Origin of the sequence: Bacteroides sp. AM16-24 (assembly GCF_003471885.1) — a bacterium.
In the GTDB taxonomy this organism is placed as follows: Bacteria; Bacteroidota; Bacteroidia; order Bacteroidales; family Bacteroidaceae; genus Bacteroides.
Map to the genome: position 1 here is coordinate 23,457 of NZ_QRKI01000021.1, position 22,864 is coordinate 46,320.

Sequence of the window (22,864 nt, forward strand, 5' to 3'; positions counted from 1 at the left end):
AAATATTTCGCTCATTAATACGGCAAAAGTAATAAAAACAAGCTATCTTTGCACAGTTTTTTCAAGAATATTAATACTAAGTAGCAAGTAGTTAGTAGATAATAGCGAACAGAAGATAGTAACAGATTAAGATAAATAAAAGAATATGTTGACTGCAAATGAAATCCGTAACTCATTCAAGAGTTTCTTCGAGAGCAAAGGCCACCAGATAGTGCCCTCGGCTCCGATGGTAATTAAAGATGACCCGACACTGATGTTTACCAATGCGGGGATGAACCAGTTTAAAGATATTATTTTGGGCAACCACCCTGCGAAATATAAAAGAGTCGCGGACTCGCAGAAATGTCTGCGCGTTAGCGGAAAACATAATGACCTGGAGGAAGTGGGACACGACACGTACCACCACACCATGTTCGAGATGCTGGGTAACTGGTCGTTCGGCGACTACTTTAAGAAAGAGGCTATCGACTGGGCATGGGAATATCTGGTAGATGTTCTGAAGATAGATCCGAAGAACCTTTATGCCACCGTATTCGAAGGCAGCCCTGAAGAAGGATTGGAACGGGACAATGAAGCTGCCGCCTTTTGGGAACAACACCTTCCGAAAGATCATATCCTCAACGGTAACAAGCATGATAACTTCTGGGAGATGGGCGATACAGGTCCGTGTGGTCCGTGTTCCGAGATACATATAGACTCACGTCCGGAAGAAGAGAAAGCCAAAGTTCCGGGTAGCCAATTGGTGAACAAGGATCATCCGCAGGTTATTGAAATCTGGAACCTCGTGTTCATGCAATTCAACCGTAAAGCCGATGGAAGTCTGGAAGGACTTCCCGCTAAAGTTATCGACACGGGTATGGGCTTTGAACGCTTGGTACGCACGTTACAAGGCAAGACTTCAAACTATGATACGGACGTATTCCAGCCGATATTGAAAGCCATCGCTGATATGGCAGGCACTGCCTATGGCAAAGACAACCAACAAGACATCGCCATGCGTGTGATTGCCGACCATATCCGTACAATCGCTTTCTCTATTACAGACGGGCAGTTGCCCTCGAATGCAAAGGCAGGTTATGTAATCCGCCGTATCCTGCGCCGCGCAGTTCGTTACGGTTATACATTCCTGGGACAGAGACAGGCATTCATGTATAAACTGCTCCCGGTTCTGATTGAAAACATGGGTGAGGCTTATCCGGAACTGGAAGCACAGAGAGAACTGATCAGCAAAGTTATTAAAGAAGAAGAAGACTCCTTCCTCCGCACATTGGAAACCGGTATCCGCTTGCTGGACAAGACGATGGCTGACGCCAAAGCTGCCGGAAAGACAGAAATCAGCGGTAAGGATGCCTTTACCTTATATGATACTTTCGGTTTCCCGCTCGACCTGACGGAACTGATTCTTCGTGAAAACGGTATGACTGCCGACATCAAGGAGTTCGACACCGAGATGCAACAGCAGAAGCAACGTGCCCGCAATGCCGCTGCCATAGAAACCGGTGACTGGATTACACTGAAAGAAGGAACTACTGAATTTGTAGGTTACGACTATACGGAATATGAAACAAGTATCCTTCGTTACCGTCAAGTAAAACAGAAAAACCAGACACTGTATCAGATTGTACTGGACTATACCCCGTTCTATGCCGAAAGCGGTGGCCAGGTAGGTGATACTGGTGTATTAGTCAGCGAATTCGAAACGATTGAAGTAATTGATACAAAGAAGGAAAATAACCTTCCGATACATATCACTAAGAAATTGCCCGCACATCCGGAAGCTCCGATGATGGCTTGCGTAGATACCGACAAACGTGCTGCCTGTGCAGCCAATCACTCGGCTACCCACTTGCTGGACTCTGCACTCCGCGAAGTACTGGGCGAGCATGTAGAGCAAAAGGGTTCTTTAGTAAGCCCCGACTCACTGCGTTTCGACTTCTCTCACTTCCAGAAAGTGACAGACGAAGAAATCCGCCAGGTAGAGCATCTGGTGAATGCAAAAATCCGTGCCAACATACCTTTGAAGGAATACCGCAATATTCCTATTGAAGATGCCAAGGAACTGGGTGCTATTGCCTTGTTCGGTGAAAAGTACGGCGACCATGTACGTGTTATTCAGTTTGGTTCATCCGTTGAGTTCTGTGGAGGTACACACGTTGCCGCTACCGGAAACATCGGCATGATAAAGATTGTATCTGAAAGCTCTGTTGCCGCCGGCGTACGCCGTATCGAAGCTTACACAGGTGCACGCGTAGAGGAATTGATGGACACCATCGAAGATACAATACGCGACTTGAAAGCCCTCTTCAACAATGCACCCGACTTGGCCGGAACCATCCGCAAGTACATTGAAGAGAATGCCGGATTAAAAAAACAGATGGAAGACTTCATGAGGGAGAAAGAGGCACAGATAAAGGAAAGACTGCTGAAAAACATGCAAGAAATCCACGGCATAAAAGTAATTAAGATTTGTGCTCCGATACCTGCAGAAAGTATTAAGAATATTGCATTCCAACTACGTGGCGAGATTACAGAAAACCTGTGTTTCGTTGCCGGAACGATCAATGAAGGAAAACCTATGCTGACAGTAATGTTGAGTGACAACCTCGTAGCTGGCGGATTGAAAGCCGGAAACTTGGTGAAAGAAGCTGCCAAGCTGATACAAGGCGGCGGCGGTGGCCAACCTCACTTTGCAACAGCAGGTGGAAAGAATGTTGACGGACTGAATGCAGCAATAGAAAAGGTGCTGGAACTTGCCGGAATTTAATAATTGACTTATGAAGGCAGGCGAATTATTATTTGCCTGTGCAAGTAAATAACTGGCAAAAGACTTGACTTTAACATCTTGATGTCGTATCTTTGTCAATGCAATCCTGATTTAGTTTCGGGAAGATATATAGTAAAGAGGAGAAGCGAATGTTTCTCCTCTTTTTTGTATCTATAGAAGTGAAATGACTTAAGATAGTATGTTTTACATGATAACATACTATATAATGAACTAAAACAAACGATGTAATCCCCCCAAATAAACCATCTGTTTGGAGAAAACACATCATCCGTTTAAGGGTAACACACCATCTGGTTGCAGAAAATAGAAACGGGAAAGCCGAAGCCCTCCCGTCCCGTTAAACAAACATAAATTCTCTCTTGACAAAAAAGGTTAGATTAGTATATCTTTTTCAATTATTTATACTCTGATTGTATGGGCTCAAACGTTCCACATGGTAAACTTTACATCCTACCGGAACTTCTACCGGACAGACTTCAGTAACGTCTTCCCAAAAGTCCATATATTCCATTACAGACATTCTGGTCAAATCAGGACCATTGAAAGTATAAAAATGCTCTTCATCATTGTACTTAAATAACAGGCCTAAACGTTCCACTTCACCGTCAACAACCGGCCCTCTTTCGTATCGCCCTATCATAGGAGCAATAGCAGAATCATCCGGACGAACACGTAAAGTTCCTTTTTCCCACATTTCAGATTCATTATCCGGTATCATCTCATAACGTCCTCCCACCTTTACGGTAAAGAAGTCAGTGAATGCATCCGCAATATTCTTCTTTTGTTCTTCTGTAGCTTCTCCGGTAACCACGATACCGTCTTTCTTTTTAGACCAAATCAATTTCAGACATTCATCTACTTTCACTCTCAGTAAAGTTGAAGAACCACTACCATCTCTTACCGTAATTCCCGTCTCACCTTCGGCTTTAGGAATAATCTGTATACGCTGGTACCCACTTTCACTTTTTACAAAAGCAGCAGTTACTATGGCATCGTCACCGTTCACTATGGAATAGTTAGCGTCTCCACCATCCACACCAACAATAATGCCTTCCGGCTTACTCAAATAGAGATTTACGGAACCGATCAGGTTATCACAAGTCCCAATCTGGTAAATAGGCGCATCTCCCGTAAAAAATACCATATCACGATAATCATCCTCGCATGCAGTACCCACAAACAAGAGTGAAATCAACATTAGAATAGAATAGATGTGTTTCATTGTTTTAGTCTTTTTATATCGGATTCGTATAATGAAAATGCAGTAAATAGTTAATTACTGCATGCGAACAGATATTTTTTTAATCCCAGCTATTTATACGATTTGTTCTTTCGGGTAATTCACTAGATACAAAGTACCTGTAGCACGGGTAAAAGCTGTATATAACCAGCGGAAATAATCCGGTGTCAGATACTCATCCGTCATATATCCCTGATCGAGAAATACATTCTTCCATTGCCCACCCTGCGCTTTGTGGCAAGTAACGGCATAGGCATACTTCACTTGCAAGGCATTATAATGCGGGTCCGCCTTCATCTTTTTCATCCTATCGCGCTTCATGGAAATATCAGCGTAATCTTCAAGTACGGCATAGAAAAGCCGATCATTGTCTGCCTTTGGCAAGGCTGGCGCATCAGTATGCAAGGTATCCAGCAGCAGATTAACTTCCAGTTCAAAGTCCCCGTAATCAGGAAAAGAGAGTAGGACTTCCGCAAAACGGAAACCATATAATTCACGTGTACGGCGTAGGCGGCGAAGAACAGCTATTTCACCATTGGCTATGAAATCCATTTCTTTACTTTTCTCCGTCCAGTAGTAATTATTCTTTGCCACCATCAGCAAGTCACCTGTATTCAATTCATCCTCCCGCCAAAGGATTTGCGCACGTATACCATTATTGTAGATATTCGCCCGCTTATTGGAACGGCATACGACAATGGTCTCATCCATCCCGTCACGGTCGTAACAAGTACTCAGCGTATCTATCAGTTCGTCGCCCGGAACTACTTTTATATCAGCAAACCCCGACACCTTTATCTTTGGCAAACTTTCACAGGCATCTTCGGCTATAAGTTGGCGCAACCGGGTAGCATTCCACAAAATACCGGAGTCCTGCACCTGACGCACTACTTGCGTCAAATCGACCTCTATCACTTCCAGTCCATATCCTTTCAGTGCCTCGGCAAATAAGGCAGGGCTCTGCTCCTCACCCACCGGAGGAAGCTGCGCTGTATCGCCCATCAACACCAGACGGCATCCTGTACCGGAGTAAACAAACTGTATCAGATCGTCCAGCAAACGCCCTGTACCGAACACAGCACCGGATAAGCCCTCGTTCGAAATCATCGAAGCCTCATCCACTATATATAAGGTATGTGTAGTCAAATTATCATTCACCGAGAAGTTACTCACCTCGTTGGAGAAAGATTGCTGACGGTAAATCTTTTTGTGAATAGTAAACGCCGGATGCCCCGCATAAGCAGAAAAGACTTTCGCCGCCCGCCCTGTAGGAGCCAGCAGAATTGACTTCTGTTGCAACTTATCCAATGTCCGTACCAATGCTCCAACCAGTGAAGTTTTTCCCGTACCAGCGTATCCACGCAGTACAAAAACCGCATCGTTACGGGGAGATAGCAAGAAGGTAGCCAATGATTTTAGTACTATTTCTTGCTCAAAAGTTGGTTCATAAGGAAAATTTTCCTTAATTTGCGTTTCTAAATAGTTATTTATCATTTTTGTAATAGAAAAAAGTTACAGGAACTATCGCCATTAGAATTATTTATTTTATTTTTGCGGTACGAATATAACAACTAAAAAACATATTTATCATGAAAACAGTATTTAATGTCATTTTAGGCTTGTGTGCAGTGGTACTGATCTACATCTGCTATACCAGCATTATGGGTCCTATTAATTTCGAAAAGGCAAAAAAGCACAGAGAGAAGGCAGTTATTGCCCGTTTAATGGACATCCGTAAAGCACAGCAGGAGTACCGTAACTTGAACCACCAACAGTACACGGCAAGTTTCGACACTTTGATCAACTTTGTTAAAAACCAGAAGTTGCCTTTCATCTACAAAGAAGGTGAATTGAATGATAAGCAGTTGGAAGACGGTATGACAGAAAAGAAAGCTATTGCTATCATCAACAAAGCAAAGAAAACAGGAAAATATGATGAAGTAAAGAAGGCAGGTCTGGAAAACTTCAAACGTGATACTTTGTGGGTTGCTGTACTTGATACTATATTCCCAAAAGGTTTCAATGCTGACTCTATGAGATATGTTCCTTACGGTGGTGGTGCACAGTTCGAAATGGCTATCAGAAATGATACTGCTAAATCCGGTGCTCCTTTCTGTCTGCTCGAAGTTAAGACTCCGTATGAAACTTACTTGGGTGGTCTGGACAAGCAAGAAATTGCTAACATGAAGGACGTACAAACCAAGTTGGGTAAATATTGCGGTCTGATGATCGGTAGCTTGGAAACTGCTAACAATAACGCAGGTAACTGGGAATAATTCCTATCCTCAACTCTGTATGATAGAAACGATTGACTTTAGTAAATCGGAACAATATACGTTATCCATCCGCCTCAGTGCGGATGGATTTTCTTTTTCTGTATTCAACCCTCTCAATGAAAATGAGCTCTTTTTCTTTGACCGTAAAGTAGAAGAATCACTCTCCCTCACAGCCAACCTGAAACAGACTTTCCGCGAAGTGGAATGGTTAAAACATCCTTACCGCCGGGTAAATATACTCATGGCAGGTAAACGCTTTACCCTTGTACCGTTGGAGTTTTTCGAGGATGAACAAACAGAAATGCTCTTTTATCATAACCATCCTAAACGGGAGAACGAAGTTATACAATACAACATTCTACGGAAAAATAATACCGTAGTACTGTTCAGCATGGACAAAAGTGCCCGTTCGTTTCTTTGCGAACAATATCCTAATGTGAGGTTTTATTCACAAGCAAGTTCATTCATTGAACACTTCTCCAGTAAAAGCCGCTTGGGAAACAATCGGAAAATGTATGTGCACCTGCGGAAAGATGCTGCCGAACTATATTGCTACGACCGCAATCACCTGCTCCTTGCCAACTCTTTTGAGTGCAAACAGACAGCAGACCGTATCTATTACCTATTATATATATGGAAACAGCTCGGTTTCGAACAAGAACGCGACGAACTACATCTTACCGGTGAGTTGTTCGACAAAGAAACTTTGCTCAGTGAACTACGAAAATTCATCCGGCAGGTATTCGTCATGAACCCTGCCACTAACCTCGACCTACAAGCCATAACCCTATGCGAGTAATCAGCGGAATATATAAAAGAAGAAGATTTGACGTACCTCGTACCTTCAAGGCACGTCCCACAACAGACTTTGCCAAAGAGAATCTATTTAATGTACTTGCCAACTATCTGGATTTTGAAGATGGTGTATCTGCCCTCGACCTCTTTGCAGGCACAGGCAGCATCAGTATAGAACTGGTATCACGCGGTTGCAATCGTGTAATCAGCGTTGAAAAAGACCGGGATCACCACGCTTTCATTTGCAAAATCATGCAGGAAGTGAAGGATGATACTTGTATCCCCATCCGTGGCGATGTATTCAAGTTCATCAAAGGGGGACGCGAGCAGTTCGATTTCATCTTTGCCGATCCTCCGTATGAATTGCAAGGACTGGAAACCCTTCCCAATCTTATTTTTGAAAATAATCTGCTGAAAGAAGGAGGTCTGTTTGTATTGGAACACGGCAAGAAAAACAACTTTGAGAATCATCCGAACTTTGTGGAACGGCGGGTATACGGAAGTGTAAACTTCTCGATATTTAAATGAAGAACGAAAAATGAAGAATTAGCTGCGCAATGATGCCGCATGGTAATTCTTCATTTTTCGTTCTTCATTCTTCATTATAAAAGCGGTGCCATCAAGCGCACCACACTCTCGGCAGCTTTCCGCCACCAAGGACGCTTCACCCAGTTTTTAAGGAAGACTTGTACACAGTCGCGCTGATCCTGAAGAAAGATCTCCCGCATTTGCAATGCCGTTTCCGTATCATAAATGAAAGCATTCACTTCAAAATTATGCTCAAAGCTACGAAAGTCCACATTGGTAGAACCAACAGTGGAAAGCTCATCATCTGATACCATCAGCTTGGAATGCAAGAAGCCTTTTTTATAGAAATAGATTTTTACACCCGCTTGCAATATATCTGCCAGATACGAACAGGAACCCAAATGCGTCAGACGATTATCCGCACGCATTGGCAACATCAGACGTACATCCACTCCTGCCAATGCCGCAGTTTGCATAGCGGCCAAAATCTGTTCCGTAGGCAGAAAATAAGGAGTCTGTATATAGAAGTATTTCTTTGCACCGGAAATTGCCATACTCAATCCTTGCATAATCTCTTTCCAGGGACCAATGGGGTCACTCGTCACAATCTGCACCAAAGAAGTGCCGGTCGCTTCCATCTTCGGAAAGTAACGGGAAGCACTGATCAAAGTACGGTCAACAAAATACCAGTCGAGCAGGAAAGCAGTCTGCAGACCATGCACGGCTTTACCTTCCAGTAAAAGATGGGTATCACGCCAGATACCCCATGAGAAACCACGCATATAGCGTTCTGCCAGATTCATTCCGCCTATAAATCCCACACGCCCGTCAATCACCACAATCTTACGGTGATTACGGTAGTTCACCTTACTAGTGAACAGCGGGAAACGTACTTTCAGGAAACTACGCACTTCAATGCCTGCCGAAAGCATCTCATCATAGAACCGGTTGGGCACATGCCAGCATCCTACATCGTCATAGATAAGACGCACTTCAACGCCTGCCCGCGCTTTCTCCACCAATACATCGCGTACCATACGTCCGATAGCATCATCTTCAAAGATATAAAATTCAATATGGATATGTTGCCGGGCATTCTGCAGTTCCCTCAACAAGGATTGCAGCATAGAGCCGCCATTGGTATAGATTTCGATACGGTTACCGTCGAAAGGGAATGCCTGGGTCGTGTTGCGGAACAGGGAAATAAGCCGACTGTAAGCCATTGGCAAAGTAGTGGCATCCTGCGCCAGATACTCCACCATCGGTTTATTCAGCAGACGGTTATAAATCTTCTGCCCTATGATGCGCTCCCGCCTGCGGCTTCGTCCGAAAAAGAAATAGAAGACTAACCCCACAACAGGCAGGAACATCAATACCAGTATCCATGCAAGCGTCTTCACCGGATTACGATTGTCGAGGATAATGACAACAATTGTTCCGATGATAGCGCCAAAGTAAATAATATCAAAGGCGACGGTAGCTACTTGGTTGAGTATATAGTTCCAGTCAATCACAAAAGCAAATATAGAGAAAATAAAAGAATTCCTGTTTTTTTATAAGAAAAAAGAGATTGAATTTAAAGTATTTACATATATTTGCATAATTACACACTAATACTATGAAATATGAAAAAGCAGCTTTTAATCGCCCTCTTATTGGGTTTGTCAACTACTATCTGTCATTCGCAAGTAAAAATCAACATACAAGGCGGCACTGGGTTGACCGGCATCACCAAGAATGAAAATTACAATGCTAACTTTGGATATCGTTTCGGAGTAGGTGTTGAGCTACCTATTGACAAGACTTGGTCCATGCAAACAGGGCTACAGTTCCTGAACAGAAGCTACTCTGTTGACGAAGGAATAACAGCCCTTGGCACTAATGAGGAAGGCAAACAAACCTACATGGTATTGGGGATTGATTCTAAAATAAACGGAATCTATTTACAAGTTCCCATCAAAGTTGCCGCATATCTGCCTTTGAATAACAACTGCGGATTTCAATTCAGCGGAGGTCCATACATCGCTTATGGAATTGGCGGAAAAAGCAAAGTGAACTGGATACTTGCCAGCCAGGAAAAAATCGACTCCGACGACCTCACATCTGGTGGAGATAACAGATTGATGGAAGGTAAAACAACGCATAAGACATTCGATAAAAACGATGGACTGAAACGCCTGGACATCGGTTTAAGTCTTGGAGCAGATTTCAAATACAAACAACTTTTTGCCGGTATCGGTGCCGAATACGGTTTTCTTCCCATTGATAAAGAATTTCCTAAAGACATTTTCAAATATTCCATCCAGGAAAACCAGACACTTGTCTCCCCTCGCAACATAGGAATCGAATTTCATGTAGGCTTTTGTTTCAGTGTAGGGAAACGCTAAAAAACAGAATCCCCTTCCATCTCTTTCAGCGAAAGCGAATGGAAGGGGAAACTTATCCCAAAAACTGGTTAGGAAACTTTAGAAACGACGTCCGCCACCAAAACCACCGGGACGACCACCAGGTCCGCCGGGACCTCCATGACCACCGAATCCACCTCTACCCTGCATCTTTTCACGGGCAGCCTTGCTACCGAAGATATTCAGACGATAGATGAAGTGTACCATGCAATAACTATTGATACCATTATATTCGGAAACCGAACGGCCATCTGCTGTCAATGAACGGCTAATGTTACTTTGCTGTTTCAAAATGTCATAGAGTTCAAGGCTGATAGTAGCCGCGCCTTTCAGGAAGGTTTGCGAAAGCTGTGCATTCCAGATCAATTCATTACGGTTCATACTGGCATCTGTATAACCACGACGGCTCTGATTAGCAATATTAGTAGTGAAAGTCATGTTCCAGGGAGCCATCAACTGAGTATTGGCACCATAAGAGAACGTGTAAGGTTCCTGATTATTCTCTGGACGCAGTTTACTACGCTCAGCAGTATAAGAGATAGAACCATTCAGGCCGAATTCGAACCAATCGTTACGGTAAGCACCATTCAAGCGCTCACTCAACGTCAACCCTGTTGTCTTATTCTTATCATCCACTTTGGTATCCTGATTATATAAAAATGCCACATTATTCTGGTAATTGACATTGGTGAATGAGTTGATAGTGTACTTCTTATTCTTCAATGCGGTATTGAAACCAAACATACCGAAAGCACTCCAGTTACCATTGATATTCTTCGGTGTAGTAGTACGCGCACCGGTTTGATCATCGTATTCGGTACTGTTACTGATGCTGTTCTGCGTAGCCGAGAAGCTGGCATGAGTCATGATACCCCGCTGGAGTTCTGCATTATACGTATTGTAGAACAAACGCATAGAGTGCGTGAACGAAGGTTTCAAACCCGGATTACCGACACGGATATTCAGCGGATTAGAGTTGTCTACAATCGGCAACAAGTTCTCCATGCTGGGCTGGCCGGTACGTCCACGATAGTTGAAGCGCAACTGGCTTACTTTCGAGAAACGGTAACGGAAATCGATATTCGGAGCAAAGTTGAATACCGAACGCGTCGTATCAATCATATAGTCTCCTTTCTTATAAGACAGTTTTGAGTTCTGCGGTTGGAAAGAAACACCGGTACTCAACTGGTACTTCTCACGGATGAAACGCAAGGATACAGAAGCATCATGGTTGTAGTATCTGTACTCGGCATACTTACCTAAACTATCTACCGCATGATTCTGATAGCCCACTGGCAACGGGTCGCCAATTCCCCACTCCGGATTGATCTTGTATAAGTCGAAAGTCGTCTTGTCACTCTCACTGTACTTATACTGGAACTGATAACTGAATTGCAGGAAAGTAGCCCGTGCAATCGGTTCACTATACGTAACCTGTGCACTATAACTATAATTATTCGTCGGCGTAGTGATGTACTGGTTACGGATCAACGTAGAGTCCGGGTTCGTAGGAATCTGATAATAACGTGTCATCGACTCCGTATACTGGTTATTGTCATTATCTCCATAACCGAAGCGTCCGCGGAATGTAACATTACGTCCCTTATCATTCAGTTTGCGATTGATCTGCAACGTAGCATCCGTTGAAACGGTCTTGCTATCGGAAAGTGAACCCGTGTTTGTAGCATTCACACGAATATCCTTCAACGGGTCTTCATTATTTATCACATCAAAATCAAGATAGTCATTCGGGTTAGTAACCAGACTGTAAGGATCCACATTGAAGGTTCCCGACAAGGAACTGGAAGAATTATCCGTCTTCCCATAAGAGAAGTTCGGACGGAAGATGATATTCGTCATTGAATCCGGCTTCCACTCCAAACGGAAATCAGCATTAAATGTCGAATTCTTGTTCCTGTTGAGAGAGTTTGAATTGGAATATGAATTGCCATTCTGTAAAAAACGCTCGGATGAGTTGACATTGGCAATGTCAGCATCATTGTAGTTGTAACGGGCACTACCGCCTAACTCCAATTTGGCAGTTTCGGTAGCAAAGTTAAGTCCCAGTTCCTTAGGAGCATTCAAACCATTATTACGACGCCAACGCGGGCCACCGCCACCACCGGAAAATCCTTGATTATTCACATTGTTGGCAGAGGCAATAAGAGAAACTTGTGTATTATCCACAAAGCGGTTCAACATCAAACGTCCTGCATAACGATCTTCAGTACCTACGGCGGCATCGGCATTACCGAACCAACCCTGATTCATACCTTTCTTAACAGTCAGGTCGAGCACGGTTTCTTCTTCACCGTCATCAATACCTGTGATACGTGCCAGGTCCGATTTCTTATCATAAGTCTTCAACCGGTCAATCATGTCCACCGGCAAGTTCTTCAAACCCGTCTTCACGTCTCCGCCGAAGAATTCCTTTCCGTCTACCATGATCTTCTTCAGGTCCTTACCATTGATTTTCACGTTACCATCGTCATCAATCTCGGCACCGGGAAGTTTCTTCACCAATTCTTCCAGCATGGCTCCTTCGGGGGTACGATAAGCTGACGAATTATACATTAATGTATCTTCACTGACAGTGACTTGTGGAGCTTCTGCGGTAACCACCGCTTCTGCCAGCATCACGGCATCTGTCTTCAGAGCCAGCGTACCTACATTCTTATTGGGGTTTTGAGCCGACAGTTGCAAAGGAAGCATTGTCGGTTGGAAGCCGATATAGGAAACTTTCAATACATACTTCCCAGCCTTTACTTTGGGCAGGGTAAAATATCCCTGTGCTGTAGTGGCGATACCCGCCGCAAATGCACTGTCAGGTAACGAAAGTAACTGTACTGTGGCTTGTACTGCGGGCTCTTTCGTGTCATCCTCGATGACACGCCCCGCTACGGTAATGTTCTTAGTCTGTGAGAAAACGGAAAGTGTGGTTGTCAGCAATAACACTGTTCCGATGATTACTTTTTTCATGCGCCTGTTTTTTATGAAACAAAATGTCTGTTTTTACACTGTTTCATTTGACAAGCTTTCAATGGAAAAGTTTAATGAGGATTAAATAAAATATCCTAATTATCGACGATCTCGCTTAAATAACCGATCAACCGTCGCTTTTTTTATACCAAATTCCAAGCAAAGAATATTCAGTATAAGGAAGATCAAAAAGGAGGAAGTATCCACACTCATGATGTCACCTTTCCATACCCGGTAGAGCATACCGCCAAAGATAAATAACACCGTCAGGAATATGGCATTACGGGTAGCCTTATTGCGTATCTGTTCGGTTTCCTTGCTTTCATTCTTTGTAAAAGCAAACAGAATCATCATCGCGCCCAGCATCATCAGTAGCTTGGAGCACTCTTTATAAAACAAAAGGTTACCATCCGTCATTTTCCCTATCATCAACATCAGGAAAGGGAGAAACAATGCCAATGCTATCACAAAATATCCTAACGGACGGCAATATACCGGTAATAATGCTTTCATTTTTTTATAAATTATAAGTTATGAAGTCTGAAATATTTATCCAAGTGATGTAAGTTTTATGATTTGCAAAGATACTTCTTTCGCAGAGAAATCCTATCTTTAAAGAAGATAAGCTGCATCTCAGCATAACTTTTTCATGTCGGTATGGAAGTTCTGCACTTGATTTGCATTATCTTTGCAGAGCAAAAAAAGACAAATACATCATGAGTAAACAAGAAGTAATCCTCTGCGAAGAACTGGAAAGCAGCTTAACAACTGCCATTGGGAACTGCCCCCATGACAAGCTCTTTATCCTGACTGACGAGCATACACATCGCCTTTGCTTGCCACAACTCAGCAACATTCCGACATTGAAAGAAGCAACGGAAATCATTATCGGTGCCGAAGATATACACAAGAACCTCGAAACCCTGGCTTCCGTCTGGCAAGCCCTGAGTGAAAAAGGAGCAACGCGCCATTCATTGCTTATCAATCTGGGAGGTGGCATGGTGACCGACCTGGGTGGTTTCGCCGCCTCTACATTTAAGCGGGGCATTGCTTATATCAATATCCCTACTACCCTGCTGGCTATGGTAGATGCTTCCGTAGGAGGCAAGACAGGTATCAACTTCAACGGGCTGAAGAATGAAATCGGCGTCTTCGCTCCTGCCGCCAGCGTACTCCTTGAAACAGAATTTCTGCGCAGCCTCGATGCCCATAACTTCTTCTCCGGTTATGCCGAAATGTTGAAGCACGGACTGATCAGCACTCCGGAACATCTGGCGGAATTATTGGCTTTTGATACGGACAAGATAGATTACGCAGCCCTGAAGTCAATGGTAGGTCGCTCCGTACAAGTAAAAGAAAACATCGTGGAACAAGATCCGCTGGAACACGGCATCCGCAAGGCCCTGAACCTGGGACATACCGTAGGGCATGCTTTCGAAAGCCTTGCCCTTGCCGAAGGACGCCCTGTGCTGCATGGCTATGCCGTTGCCTGGGGAATTGTTTGCGAACTGTACCTTTCTTATATAAAAGTAGGCTTTCCAAAAGACAAAATGCGCCAAACCATTCAGTTCGTAAAAGAGAACTACGGTGGTTTTGCCTTTAACTGTAAGCAGTACGACCAACTTTATGAACTGATGAAGCACGATAAGAAGAATACCTCCGGTGTCATTAACTTTACGCTATTGAAAGAAGTCGGAGACATTTGTCTGAACCAGACGGCTGATAAAGATACGATATTCGAAATGTTCGATTTCTATAGAGAGTGCATGTAACGACTTTTACCTCAGCATATAAAAAAAATGTCTTGAAGGATAAAAGGTGTTGTCTTGAAGGATAAGGGAGTCGTCTTGAAGGATAAAAGGTGTTGTCTTAAGGAGCAATATCTTTTCAAAGAATGTCTTTCAGCATCCCCCTCAAGCATAATACACCGAAGGAATATCAGTGATTAAGATTCCGTATTGCATTGAAAAATTTTGCAGACATTCTTAAACACGTCTATTAGGGACAAACCCATTATAACAAATAAGGTAGGACAACTATTGCCCTAGCCATGTTTTAAGTGCCCTGTTAAAAACCTTATTCTTGTTTTTATAATATCATACCAAGAACTATTTTCAAAACACAGCAGCTAATTTCTTTATATTGTTTAGCTTTTCACCCAAAGAGTCATTCTTTCGTGCTACCTGTATATTGTAATCCGTCTGCATTCTTACAAGCAAATCAGCATTGATACTCAAAGCTGCCTCTAAAAGCAAGGCAAATTCTGTTGTTATGTAAATTATTTGCTGCTATACCCATAGTTCCTCCTATTTATAATGATTTGTAATATCCACCAAAGAGCATATCTCTATGACTGCTTGATTACCCGCATTAGCTATTTCCCGAAATTCAAGCTTATATTGGCCGTTGATACGTAAAAAAGAAAGTCCTTTTTTATCACCTTTCATCGGTTTTTCCTTTTTCATAAAGTTCTGCCAAATACTCCTTTTCAAATTCTACATCCATATAACTACTCTTCGGTGATGCAAATTTAGATATAAATGCGAATCAGTAGTTGAATTATAAATCAAGATTTATATGCCAGTGTTATAAGAAAACAGCTAACGAAGCTGTTTTATCCTATTTAGAGTTTAATCTAAGCAGCACTTCACAACACGATTATATAACACTGATAACAAATAAGATACAGTACAAACAGAGATATTTATATATATTTTATCAACGATTTATTTGCAGATTAAAAATAAAGCACTACTTTTGCATCCGCAATTCGGGATGTAGCTCAGCCCGGTAGAGTACGCGTCTGGGGGGCGTGTGGTCGCAAGTTCGAATCTTGTCATCCCGACTACCGATAAAGCATTGATAATCGAAAGATTATCGATGCTTTTTCTTTTATGGGGTTATACTTAGCGGGACGGTTGAATTATTTTCCAGAAAATGCCCTCCGTATAAACAGATGTTTTTATTTCCTCGGTAGGAGAAATGTTTTTTCCCAATAGGAGAAAAACAGTTCAGTAATAGCCGGCAATAAAATGGGGAATAAATTATCATTGATATCCCAAGCTTTTTCTTTTTTACAGACTAATACCTATCTTTGCATAAAAACACATTTAATATACTTATGAAGAAACTTATTGCTTACATTGCCCTTAGTTTCGCGGCAATAACCAGCTATGCAACCACTCCCCTCTGGATGCGTGACGTACAAATCTCACCTGATGGGACAGAAATCGTATTTTGTTATAAGGGAGACCTCTACAAAGTGCCTGCCAAAGGCGGAACTGCTACACAACTCACTACGCAAGACTCTTACGAATGTACTCCGATATGGTCGCCGGATGGCAAACAGATAGCCTTTGCCAGTGATAGAAACGGGAATTTCGATATCTTCATCATGTCGGCAAATGGCGGAACAGCCCAGCGACTGACTACTCATTCAGCCACTGAGCTACCCTCCACTTTTACCCCGGACGGCAAATATATTTTATTCTCAGCATCTATTCAGGATCCGGCAAGCAGTGCCCTCTTTCCTTCAGCCGCCATGACTGAACTCTACAAAGTTCCTTCAGTCGGCGGACGCACCGAACAAGTACTGGCCACCCCTGCCGAAGCGGTATGTTTCGATAAGTCTGGCAATCGCTTTTTCTATCAGGACCGCAAGGGAGGTGAAAACGAATGGAGAAAGCACCATACTTCTTCCATCACCCGTGACGTATGGATGTACGATGCCAAAACAGGTTCACATACCAACCTTACCCAGCACGCAGGCGAAGACCGCAATCCGATTGTATCACCGGATGGACAAACCGTCTACTTCCTGAGCGAACGTAATGGCGGCTCATTCAACGTATATTCTTTCCCGGTTTCGCAACCCCAATCGATAAAAACAATTACCAGCTTTAAAACCCATCCCGTGCGTTTCCTTTCAATGAGTAACAACGGCACCTTGTGCTATGGATACGATGGTGAGATCTATACCCAGCAGGAAAGCTCGAATCCCCGGAAGATAAATGTAGAAATCATTCGCGACGACCAGCCACAAATAGCTTATCTGAAATATCCGGATAGAGCAACCTCTGCTACAGTTTCACCGGACGGCAAGCAAATTGCTTTCACTGTACGCGGTGAAGTATTCGTTACATCGACAGACTATACCACCACCAAACAGATTACACATACGGCAGCAGAGGAAGATGGTCTCTCGTTTGCCCCGGACAACCGGACGCTGGCCTATGCCAGTGAACGCAGTGGTAACTGGCAGATTTATCTAGCCAAGATAGTTCGGGAGGAAGATCCGAATTTTCCGAATGCAACTTTAATAAAAGAAGAAGTATTATTGCCTTCTACTACCGTAGAACGTTCGCATCCGCAATTCTCACCCGATGGTAAGGAGTTAGCCTTCATTGAAGACCGCAATCGTCTGATGGTACTCAATCTGGAAACCAAGAAAGTACGCCGGATCACCGATGGTTCTACCTGGTACAGCACAAGCGGAGGGTTCGACTATGCTTGGTCTCCGGACAGCAAGTGGTTCACATTGGAATTTATCGGAAACAAGCACGACCCATATTCGGATATAGGTCTGGTCAGCGCACAAGGCAATGGCGAGATTATCAACCTGACCAATAGTGGATACAGCAGCGGTTCACCCAGTTTTGCGCTCGATGGCAATGCCATTCTTTTCACTACCGAACGCTACGGTATGCGCGCACATGCTTCATGGGGTTCGCTAGACGATGCTATGTTGGTATTCCTGAATCAGGATGCATACGACAAATTCAGCCTGAGCAAAGAAGACTACGAACTATACAAAGAAGCAAACTCTGACCGGAAAAAGGTTGCCGCAAAAGACAGTAGTAAGGTAAAGGATGTCGTAGTGGAATTGAAAAACATAGAAGACCGCATCGTACGCTTGACACCAAACTCGTCTAATATGGGAAGTACCCTCATCTCCAAAGACGGAAAAGCCCTCTATTATCTGGCCAGTACCGAAAGCGGCCGTAACTTATGGAAAATGGACCTGAACAAGAAAGAGACCAAGTTGCTCCATAAAGTAGATGCCGGCTGGACCTCCCTGGAAATGGATAAAGAAGGGAAGACTCTCTTCATCCTGAACGGTAAGAATATGCAAAAGATGAACTTGGCTTCCGATGACTTGAAGCCCATTAAATATCTTGCCCAAGTGAAACTGGATCTGAGCGCCGAACGCGAATACATGTTCGACCATGTATACAAACAACAACAGAAGCGTTTCTATAACACCAACATGCATGGGGTCAACTGGGACGCCATGACAGCTGCTTATCGGAAGTTCCTGCCACACATCGATAATAACTATGACTTCGCCGAACTATTGAGTGAATGGCTGGGCGAGTTGAATGTCTCCCATACCGGAGGCCGTTTCTATCCGGACGGACAAAGCGAACCGACAGCCAGCCTGGGACTACTTTTTGACTGGAATTATCAGGATAAAGGAATGCTCATTGCTGAAGTGATAGAAAAGGGTCCGTTCGACAAAGCCACTACAAAGGTGAAAGCCGGTGTCGTTATTGAAAAGATCGACGGTAAAGAGATCACTCCCGAAACCGATTATTATGTGCTTCTCAATGACAAGGTAAAAAAGAAAACACTTGTTTCATTGTATGATCCCAAGACGAAAGAACGCTGGGAAGAGGTAGTAATTCCTATCAGAGACAGCGAACTCAGTGCATTACTTTACGAACGTTGGGTTAAGCAACGTGCAGCAGACGTTGAGAAATGGTCGAACGGTAAACTGGGATATGTGCACATCAAATCAATGGGTGATGACAGCTTCCGTTCCATCTACTCGGACATTTTAGGAAAATACAACAATTGTGAAGGTATTGTCATCGACACCCGTTTCAACGGAGGCGGTCGTCTACATGAAGATATAGAAATACTGTTCAGTGGCAAGAAATACTTCACACAGGTAGTTCGCGGCCGTGAAGCCTGCGATATGCCGAGCCGCCGCTGGAACAAGCCTTCCATCATGCTGACGTGCGAAGCCAATTATTCCAATGCACACGGTACACCGTGGGTATACAGTCATCAGAAACTGGGTAAACTGGTAGGTATGCCTGTGCCGGGCACTATGACCAGTGTATCATGGGAGCGCCTGCAAGATCCTACACTGGTATTCGGTATTCCTGTGATTGGTTACCGTTTGCCCGATGGCAGTTATCTGGAAAATACGCAGTTGGAACCGGATGTAAAAGTAGCCAATTCGCCCGAAACAATCGTGAGAGGCGAAGATACACAATTGAAAGTAGCAGTAGAAGAATTATTGAAAACTAACAAATAATCTAAATTCATGTTTGCTGACTTACTCAATTCCTCCTATTTCGCCCTCTTCCTCATTGTTGCATTGGGCTTCATGTTGGGGAGAATCAAAATTAAAGGATTATCTCTGGACGTTTCCGCAGTCATTTTCATTGCTCTTCTCTTTGGACACTTCGGTGTAGTCATTCCTAAAGAATTAGGAAACTTCGGATTGGTACTTTTCATCTTTACTATCGGCATTCAGGCCGGTCCCGGTTTCTTCGACTCGTTCCGAAGTAAAGGTAAGACCCTGATCATAATCACCATGCTGATTATTTGCTCGGCTTCTCTGACGGCTATCGGGCTCAAATATCTTTTCGACATCGATACCCCCAGTGTAGTAGGCTTAATAGCCGGAGCACTGACCAGTACACCAGGACTTGCCGTAGCCATCGACAGTACAAATTCTCCGTTGGCATCCATCTCCTACGGCATCGCTTATCCGTTTGGAGTTATCGGTGTAATACTGTTTGTAAAGCTGCTTCCCCGCATTATGCGCATTGATCTGGATAAGGAAGCCCGCCGACTGGAAAAAGAACGTCGCGGACAGTTTCCGGAATTGACTACCTGTATTTATCGCGTCACAAATCCTGCCGTATTCAACCGCAGCTTAATGCAAATCAATGCACGGGCTATGACAGGGGCTGTTATTTCACGCCATAAACACGATGAAGTTATTTCCATCCCTACAGCTCACACGGTGTTACATGAAGACGATTACATACAGGCAGTAGGCAGTGAAGAAGCTCTGAACCAACTTTCGGTCTTAGTCGGAGAACGCGAAGAAGGTGAACTACCTTTGGTAGACACACAGGAAATCGAATCCTTATTACTGACCAAAAAGGATATGATCAATAAACAATTGGGGGATTTGAACCTGATGAAAAACTTCGGATGTACGATAACACGTGTCCGCCGAAGCGGTATTGATCTGTCTCCGTCACCGGATTTAACTCTGAAATTCGGCGATAAACTGATGGTGGTAGGAGAAAAAGAAGGACTTAAAGGATTGGCCCGCTTACTGGGAAACAATGCTAAAAAGCTATCTGATACAGACTTTTTCCCTATTGCAATGGGTATTGTTTTGGGAGTACTGTTCGGCAAACTGAATATTACTTTCCCCGGTGGTTTATCTTTCTCTCCGGGATTGACGGGCGGTATTTTGATTGTGGCTCTGTTCTTAAGTGCAATTGGTAAGACAGGACCTATTCTGTGGTCTATGTCCGGACCTGCTAACCAATTATTGCGTCAGTTGGGATTGTTGCTTTTCCTTGCCGAAGTCGGAACCTCGGCTGGTACCAATCTGGTGGCAACTTTCCAGGAAAGTGGCTGGCTGCTATTCGGAGTAGGTGCTGCTATTACGCTGGTACCTATGTTAGTAGCTGTGTTCGTCGGGCTGTTTGTCTTCAAAATCAGTATACTCGACTTACTGGGAACCATCACCGGTGGTATGACCAGTACTCCGGGACTTGCAGCAGCGGATTCTATGACTGACAGTAACATTCCGAGTGTAGCTTATGCTACGGTTTATCCTATTGCAATGGTATTCCTTATACTGTTTATCCAGATTATTGCAACTATGGTTTAAGCCAAACAAATATATGCTTGATTAAATGATTTCATTTCAGTATAAAAAATGGAATTATTTTTTATTTTTATGCCAATTACTTGTCTTGATTTATCAACGTCAAAAGAGTTTTTTGCAACTAATTGGTTATCAATAAAGTTATAATAGCCTTATCTCAATATAGGACTGAGGTACCCTAAGTATACGACTGAGATGCCCTAACTATACGACTGAAGTACCCTCAATATATGACTATGCCCCGAATATTAAATTATTGTAAGGAATTAGTATTATATCAAGCATTTATATACTAAAACTATAACCCGAGTTGAATACACAAAAAAATAGGTTTCTGTCATTCATCAAGTCCGGACAGAAACCTATTTACTTCAACTAAAGGAACTTCTTTAAAAGTCTTTTATTCCATATAGACCATATCGTCCTTTCTCTCACCTTTATACCAATCAGTATATGACTTACATCCACTATCAACCCACTTCGTATACATAGGATAAGCCTCATCAATCCGGATATTTTCCAAGCACCATTTGAAATCAACTGATGGAATCTCAAGTACATTCGGGAAATCAGCACTATGTACATTATAAGAATTAAGATCAAAGGTAGCCTTTCCGTTATTCAGCATCGGAATGTATTCACTAGCTTTTGGCAAGGTTATCTGAATGACCTCAGTTTCCACCCTTGAAGTACCTTTACGTACATTCATATAACCGGTCAGATTCTCAACATAGATCTTAGCATTGATTCCAAAACTATTATTGAAATTTGCTCCTGTTGCCATAACCTGAATATAGGCCAACACCTCATTCTTAATATTGGCGGACTCCTCAATACGGAACCTCACTACAACATCGTTAAAGTCATAGTCTCCCTGGCTGGGATAGTTGTCCTCAAACAACCACATTCCTTGCCATACAATCTTAGACGGATCCAGTTCCGGAACCGGAATTTCAATTTCAGGTTTCAAAGTCGGAGTCGATTCGATCAGACACAGCAGGTCGTTGTAATCCTGATCAAACCATCCACTTGGAATTTGATCTTCCATACCCAATGTCTGATACTCCTTACCGCCAAACACCAGTGTTCTGATAACTCCTGACGTCAACAATATGTCGTTATGCCCCAGATTAAATCTCGGAGTTGAATACCGATAAAGACCTGACGAATACGAGCATGCAAAGCCTATCTTACAATCGGTAAATTTACCAAGCGCTATCTTTGAACCAATCGTCTGGGTTCCATCGAATACAAGTTTCATATCCAAATCTCGATAGTCATTGACATCATCCGTATAGGTATAATAGTACAAACTGTTATTGAGATGAGCACCACCATTACCCACATAAGTAATCCAGACTTCAGTCTCCTCGCTTCCAACTATCAAATCGGAACACTCAGTATAACAATCACTTGGCGTATTCCTAATCCCTTCCGGATAAAAATTATTGATAGCTGTAATCAACGCATCACTCAGTTCGCTCTCTGCTCTCGTAACACCTTTATTTACAACAATATCCCCCTTCGAATAGGTATACATCTGACCATTCATCAACAGATATAACTTATCTGTAGCTTTAGGAATTCTGACAGTTTCCGTAAACGGAGCATAGCCAATCAAAATTGGTTCACCTACCAGATGACCATCCACATAAGGGTCACCGACATAGAGCAGGCAACGAGTATTTTCTGTAGTATTAACACTCACGCTAATTTCATCAACCAAAGAGAAGTCTTTGCCAGTCTCCGGTTCCTGATAAGAATTTTTCACCTCGCATGAAAGCAATGCAGAAATACACACAAATAACAATAATAACTTCTTCATACTTTATTTATAAAAAGAACATATTTAGCACATTATCTCTACGCAAACATACAGCATTTACAACTAATAAGCAAATTAAAGACCAATAAAATCAAATAAATAAAATC

The 22,864-nt window shown here is 43.1% G+C and carries 15 protein-coding genes, 1 tRNA gene and 1 pseudogene; 9 read left to right on the forward strand and 8 right to left on the reverse strand.

Translation table 11 applies throughout. The features are described 5' to 3' along the window. Window positions 1–145 precede the first annotated feature (145 nt). Window positions 146–2,764, forward strand: coding sequence for an alanine--tRNA ligase (gene alaS, locus DW182_RS19125; RefSeq protein ID WP_118296507.1), 2,619 nt, complete (start codon window positions 146–148; stop codon window positions 2,762–2,764). 412 nt (window positions 2,765–3,176) lie between these two features. On the opposite strand, the gene DW182_RS19130 is transcribed toward alaS, so the two are convergent. Next, on the reverse strand, window positions 3,177–4,007 hold the full coding sequence (locus DW182_RS19130; protein WP_118296508.1) for a hypothetical protein: 831 nt from the start codon (window positions 4,005–4,007) through the stop codon (window positions 3,177–3,179). A gap of 93 nt (window positions 4,008–4,100) precedes the next feature. Beyond that, the gene (locus DW182_RS19135; protein ID WP_118296509.1) at window positions 4,101–5,519 is read right to left on the reverse strand and encodes an ATP-dependent RecD-like DNA helicase; all 1,419 of its coding nucleotides are present in this window, start codon (window positions 5,517–5,519) and stop codon (window positions 4,101–4,103) included. A gap of 95 nt (window positions 5,520–5,614) precedes the next feature. On the opposite strand from DW182_RS19135, the gene DW182_RS19140 reads away from it, so the two are divergent. From DW182_RS19140 to DW182_RS19150, 3 genes are read left to right on the forward strand one after another with little or no spacing between them, the layout of a single operon-like run. Then, entirely contained in the window at window positions 5,615–6,301 is a 687-nt protein-coding gene (locus DW182_RS19140; protein WP_021967463.1) for a hypothetical protein, read from the forward strand. 19 nt (window positions 6,302–6,320) lie between these two features. After that, complete coding sequence (locus tag DW182_RS19145) at window positions 6,321–7,100, forward strand: DUF3822 family protein (protein ID WP_021967464.1); 780 nt, start codon at window positions 6,321–6,323, stop codon at window positions 7,098–7,100. Continuing rightward, entirely contained in the window at window positions 7,091–7,624 is a 534-nt protein-coding gene (locus DW182_RS19150; protein WP_044532650.1) for an RsmD family RNA methyltransferase, read from the forward strand. Before DW182_RS19145 ends, DW182_RS19150 begins: the two co-directional genes overlap by 10 nt. A gap of 74 nt (window positions 7,625–7,698) precedes the next feature. On the opposite strand, the gene cls is transcribed toward DW182_RS19150, so the two are convergent. Beyond that, complete coding sequence (gene cls / locus DW182_RS19155) at window positions 7,699–9,138, reverse strand: cardiolipin synthase (protein WP_117693178.1); 1,440 nt, start codon at window positions 9,136–9,138, stop codon at window positions 7,699–7,701. A 111-nt stretch (window positions 9,139–9,249) separates the two neighbouring features. On the opposite strand from cls, the gene DW182_RS19160 reads away from it, so the two are divergent. Next, a complete protein-coding gene (locus DW182_RS19160; RefSeq protein WP_118296510.1) occupies window positions 9,250–10,011 on the forward strand; it encodes a porin family protein in 762 nt (253 codons plus the stop codon). A gap of 78 nt (window positions 10,012–10,089) precedes the next feature. On the opposite strand, the gene DW182_RS19165 is transcribed toward DW182_RS19160, so the two are convergent. Together DW182_RS19165 and DW182_RS19170 are read right to left on the reverse strand one after the other, a co-directional pair. Further along, the gene (locus DW182_RS19165) at window positions 10,090–13,008 is read right to left on the reverse strand and encodes a TonB-dependent receptor (protein ID WP_118296511.1); all 2,919 of its coding nucleotides are present in this window, start codon (window positions 13,006–13,008) and stop codon (window positions 10,090–10,092) included. A 99-nt stretch (window positions 13,009–13,107) separates the two neighbouring features. Continuing rightward, window positions 13,108–13,521, reverse strand: coding sequence for a hypothetical protein (locus DW182_RS19170; protein ID WP_007667155.1), 414 nt, complete (start codon window positions 13,519–13,521; stop codon window positions 13,108–13,110). 203 nt (window positions 13,522–13,724) lie between these two features. On the opposite strand from DW182_RS19170, the gene aroB reads away from it, so the two are divergent. Continuing rightward, window positions 13,725–14,780 carry a 3-dehydroquinate synthase gene (gene aroB / locus DW182_RS19175; RefSeq protein ID WP_115501944.1) on the forward strand — a complete coding sequence of 352 codons (1,056 nt, stop codon included), beginning with the start codon at window positions 13,725–13,727 and terminating at the stop codon, window positions 14,778–14,780. 342 nt (window positions 14,781–15,122) lie between these two features. On the opposite strand, the pseudogene DW182_RS22815 reads toward aroB, so the two are convergent. After that, window positions 15,123–15,281: pseudogene (locus tag DW182_RS22815) on the reverse strand (addiction module antidote protein, HigA family); the annotation flags it as partial. Window positions 15,282–15,314: 33 nt separating this feature from the next. Beyond that, on the reverse strand, window positions 15,315–15,473 hold the full coding sequence (locus tag DW182_RS19185; RefSeq protein WP_007667160.1) for a hypothetical protein: 159 nt from the start codon (window positions 15,471–15,473) through the stop codon (window positions 15,315–15,317). Window positions 15,474–15,779: 306 nt separating this feature from the next. Here DW182_RS19185 and DW182_RS19190 point away from each other — a divergent pair. From DW182_RS19190 to DW182_RS19200, 3 genes are all read left to right on the forward strand, one after another. Next, window positions 15,780–15,853: transfer RNA gene (locus DW182_RS19190), tRNA-Pro, on the forward strand. A 276-nt stretch (window positions 15,854–16,129) separates the two neighbouring features. Next, window positions 16,130–19,330 (forward strand): S41 family peptidase, encoded by a 3,201-nt coding sequence (locus DW182_RS19195; RefSeq protein ID WP_118296512.1) that lies wholly within the window; start codon window positions 16,130–16,132, stop codon window positions 19,328–19,330. 9 nt (window positions 19,331–19,339) lie between these two features. Next, window positions 19,340–20,935, forward strand: a complete 1,596-nt coding sequence (locus DW182_RS19200; RefSeq protein ID WP_115501946.1) for an aspartate:alanine exchanger family transporter — start codon at window positions 19,340–19,342, stop codon at window positions 20,933–20,935. 397 nt (window positions 20,936–21,332) lie between these two features. Here the strand turns inward: DW182_RS19200 and DW182_RS19205 are convergent, their stop codons facing one another. After that, on the reverse strand, window positions 21,333–22,757 hold the full coding sequence (locus DW182_RS19205; RefSeq protein ID WP_118296513.1) for an LruC domain-containing protein: 1,425 nt from the start codon (window positions 22,755–22,757) through the stop codon (window positions 21,333–21,335). Window positions 22,758–22,864 lie beyond the last annotated feature (107 nt).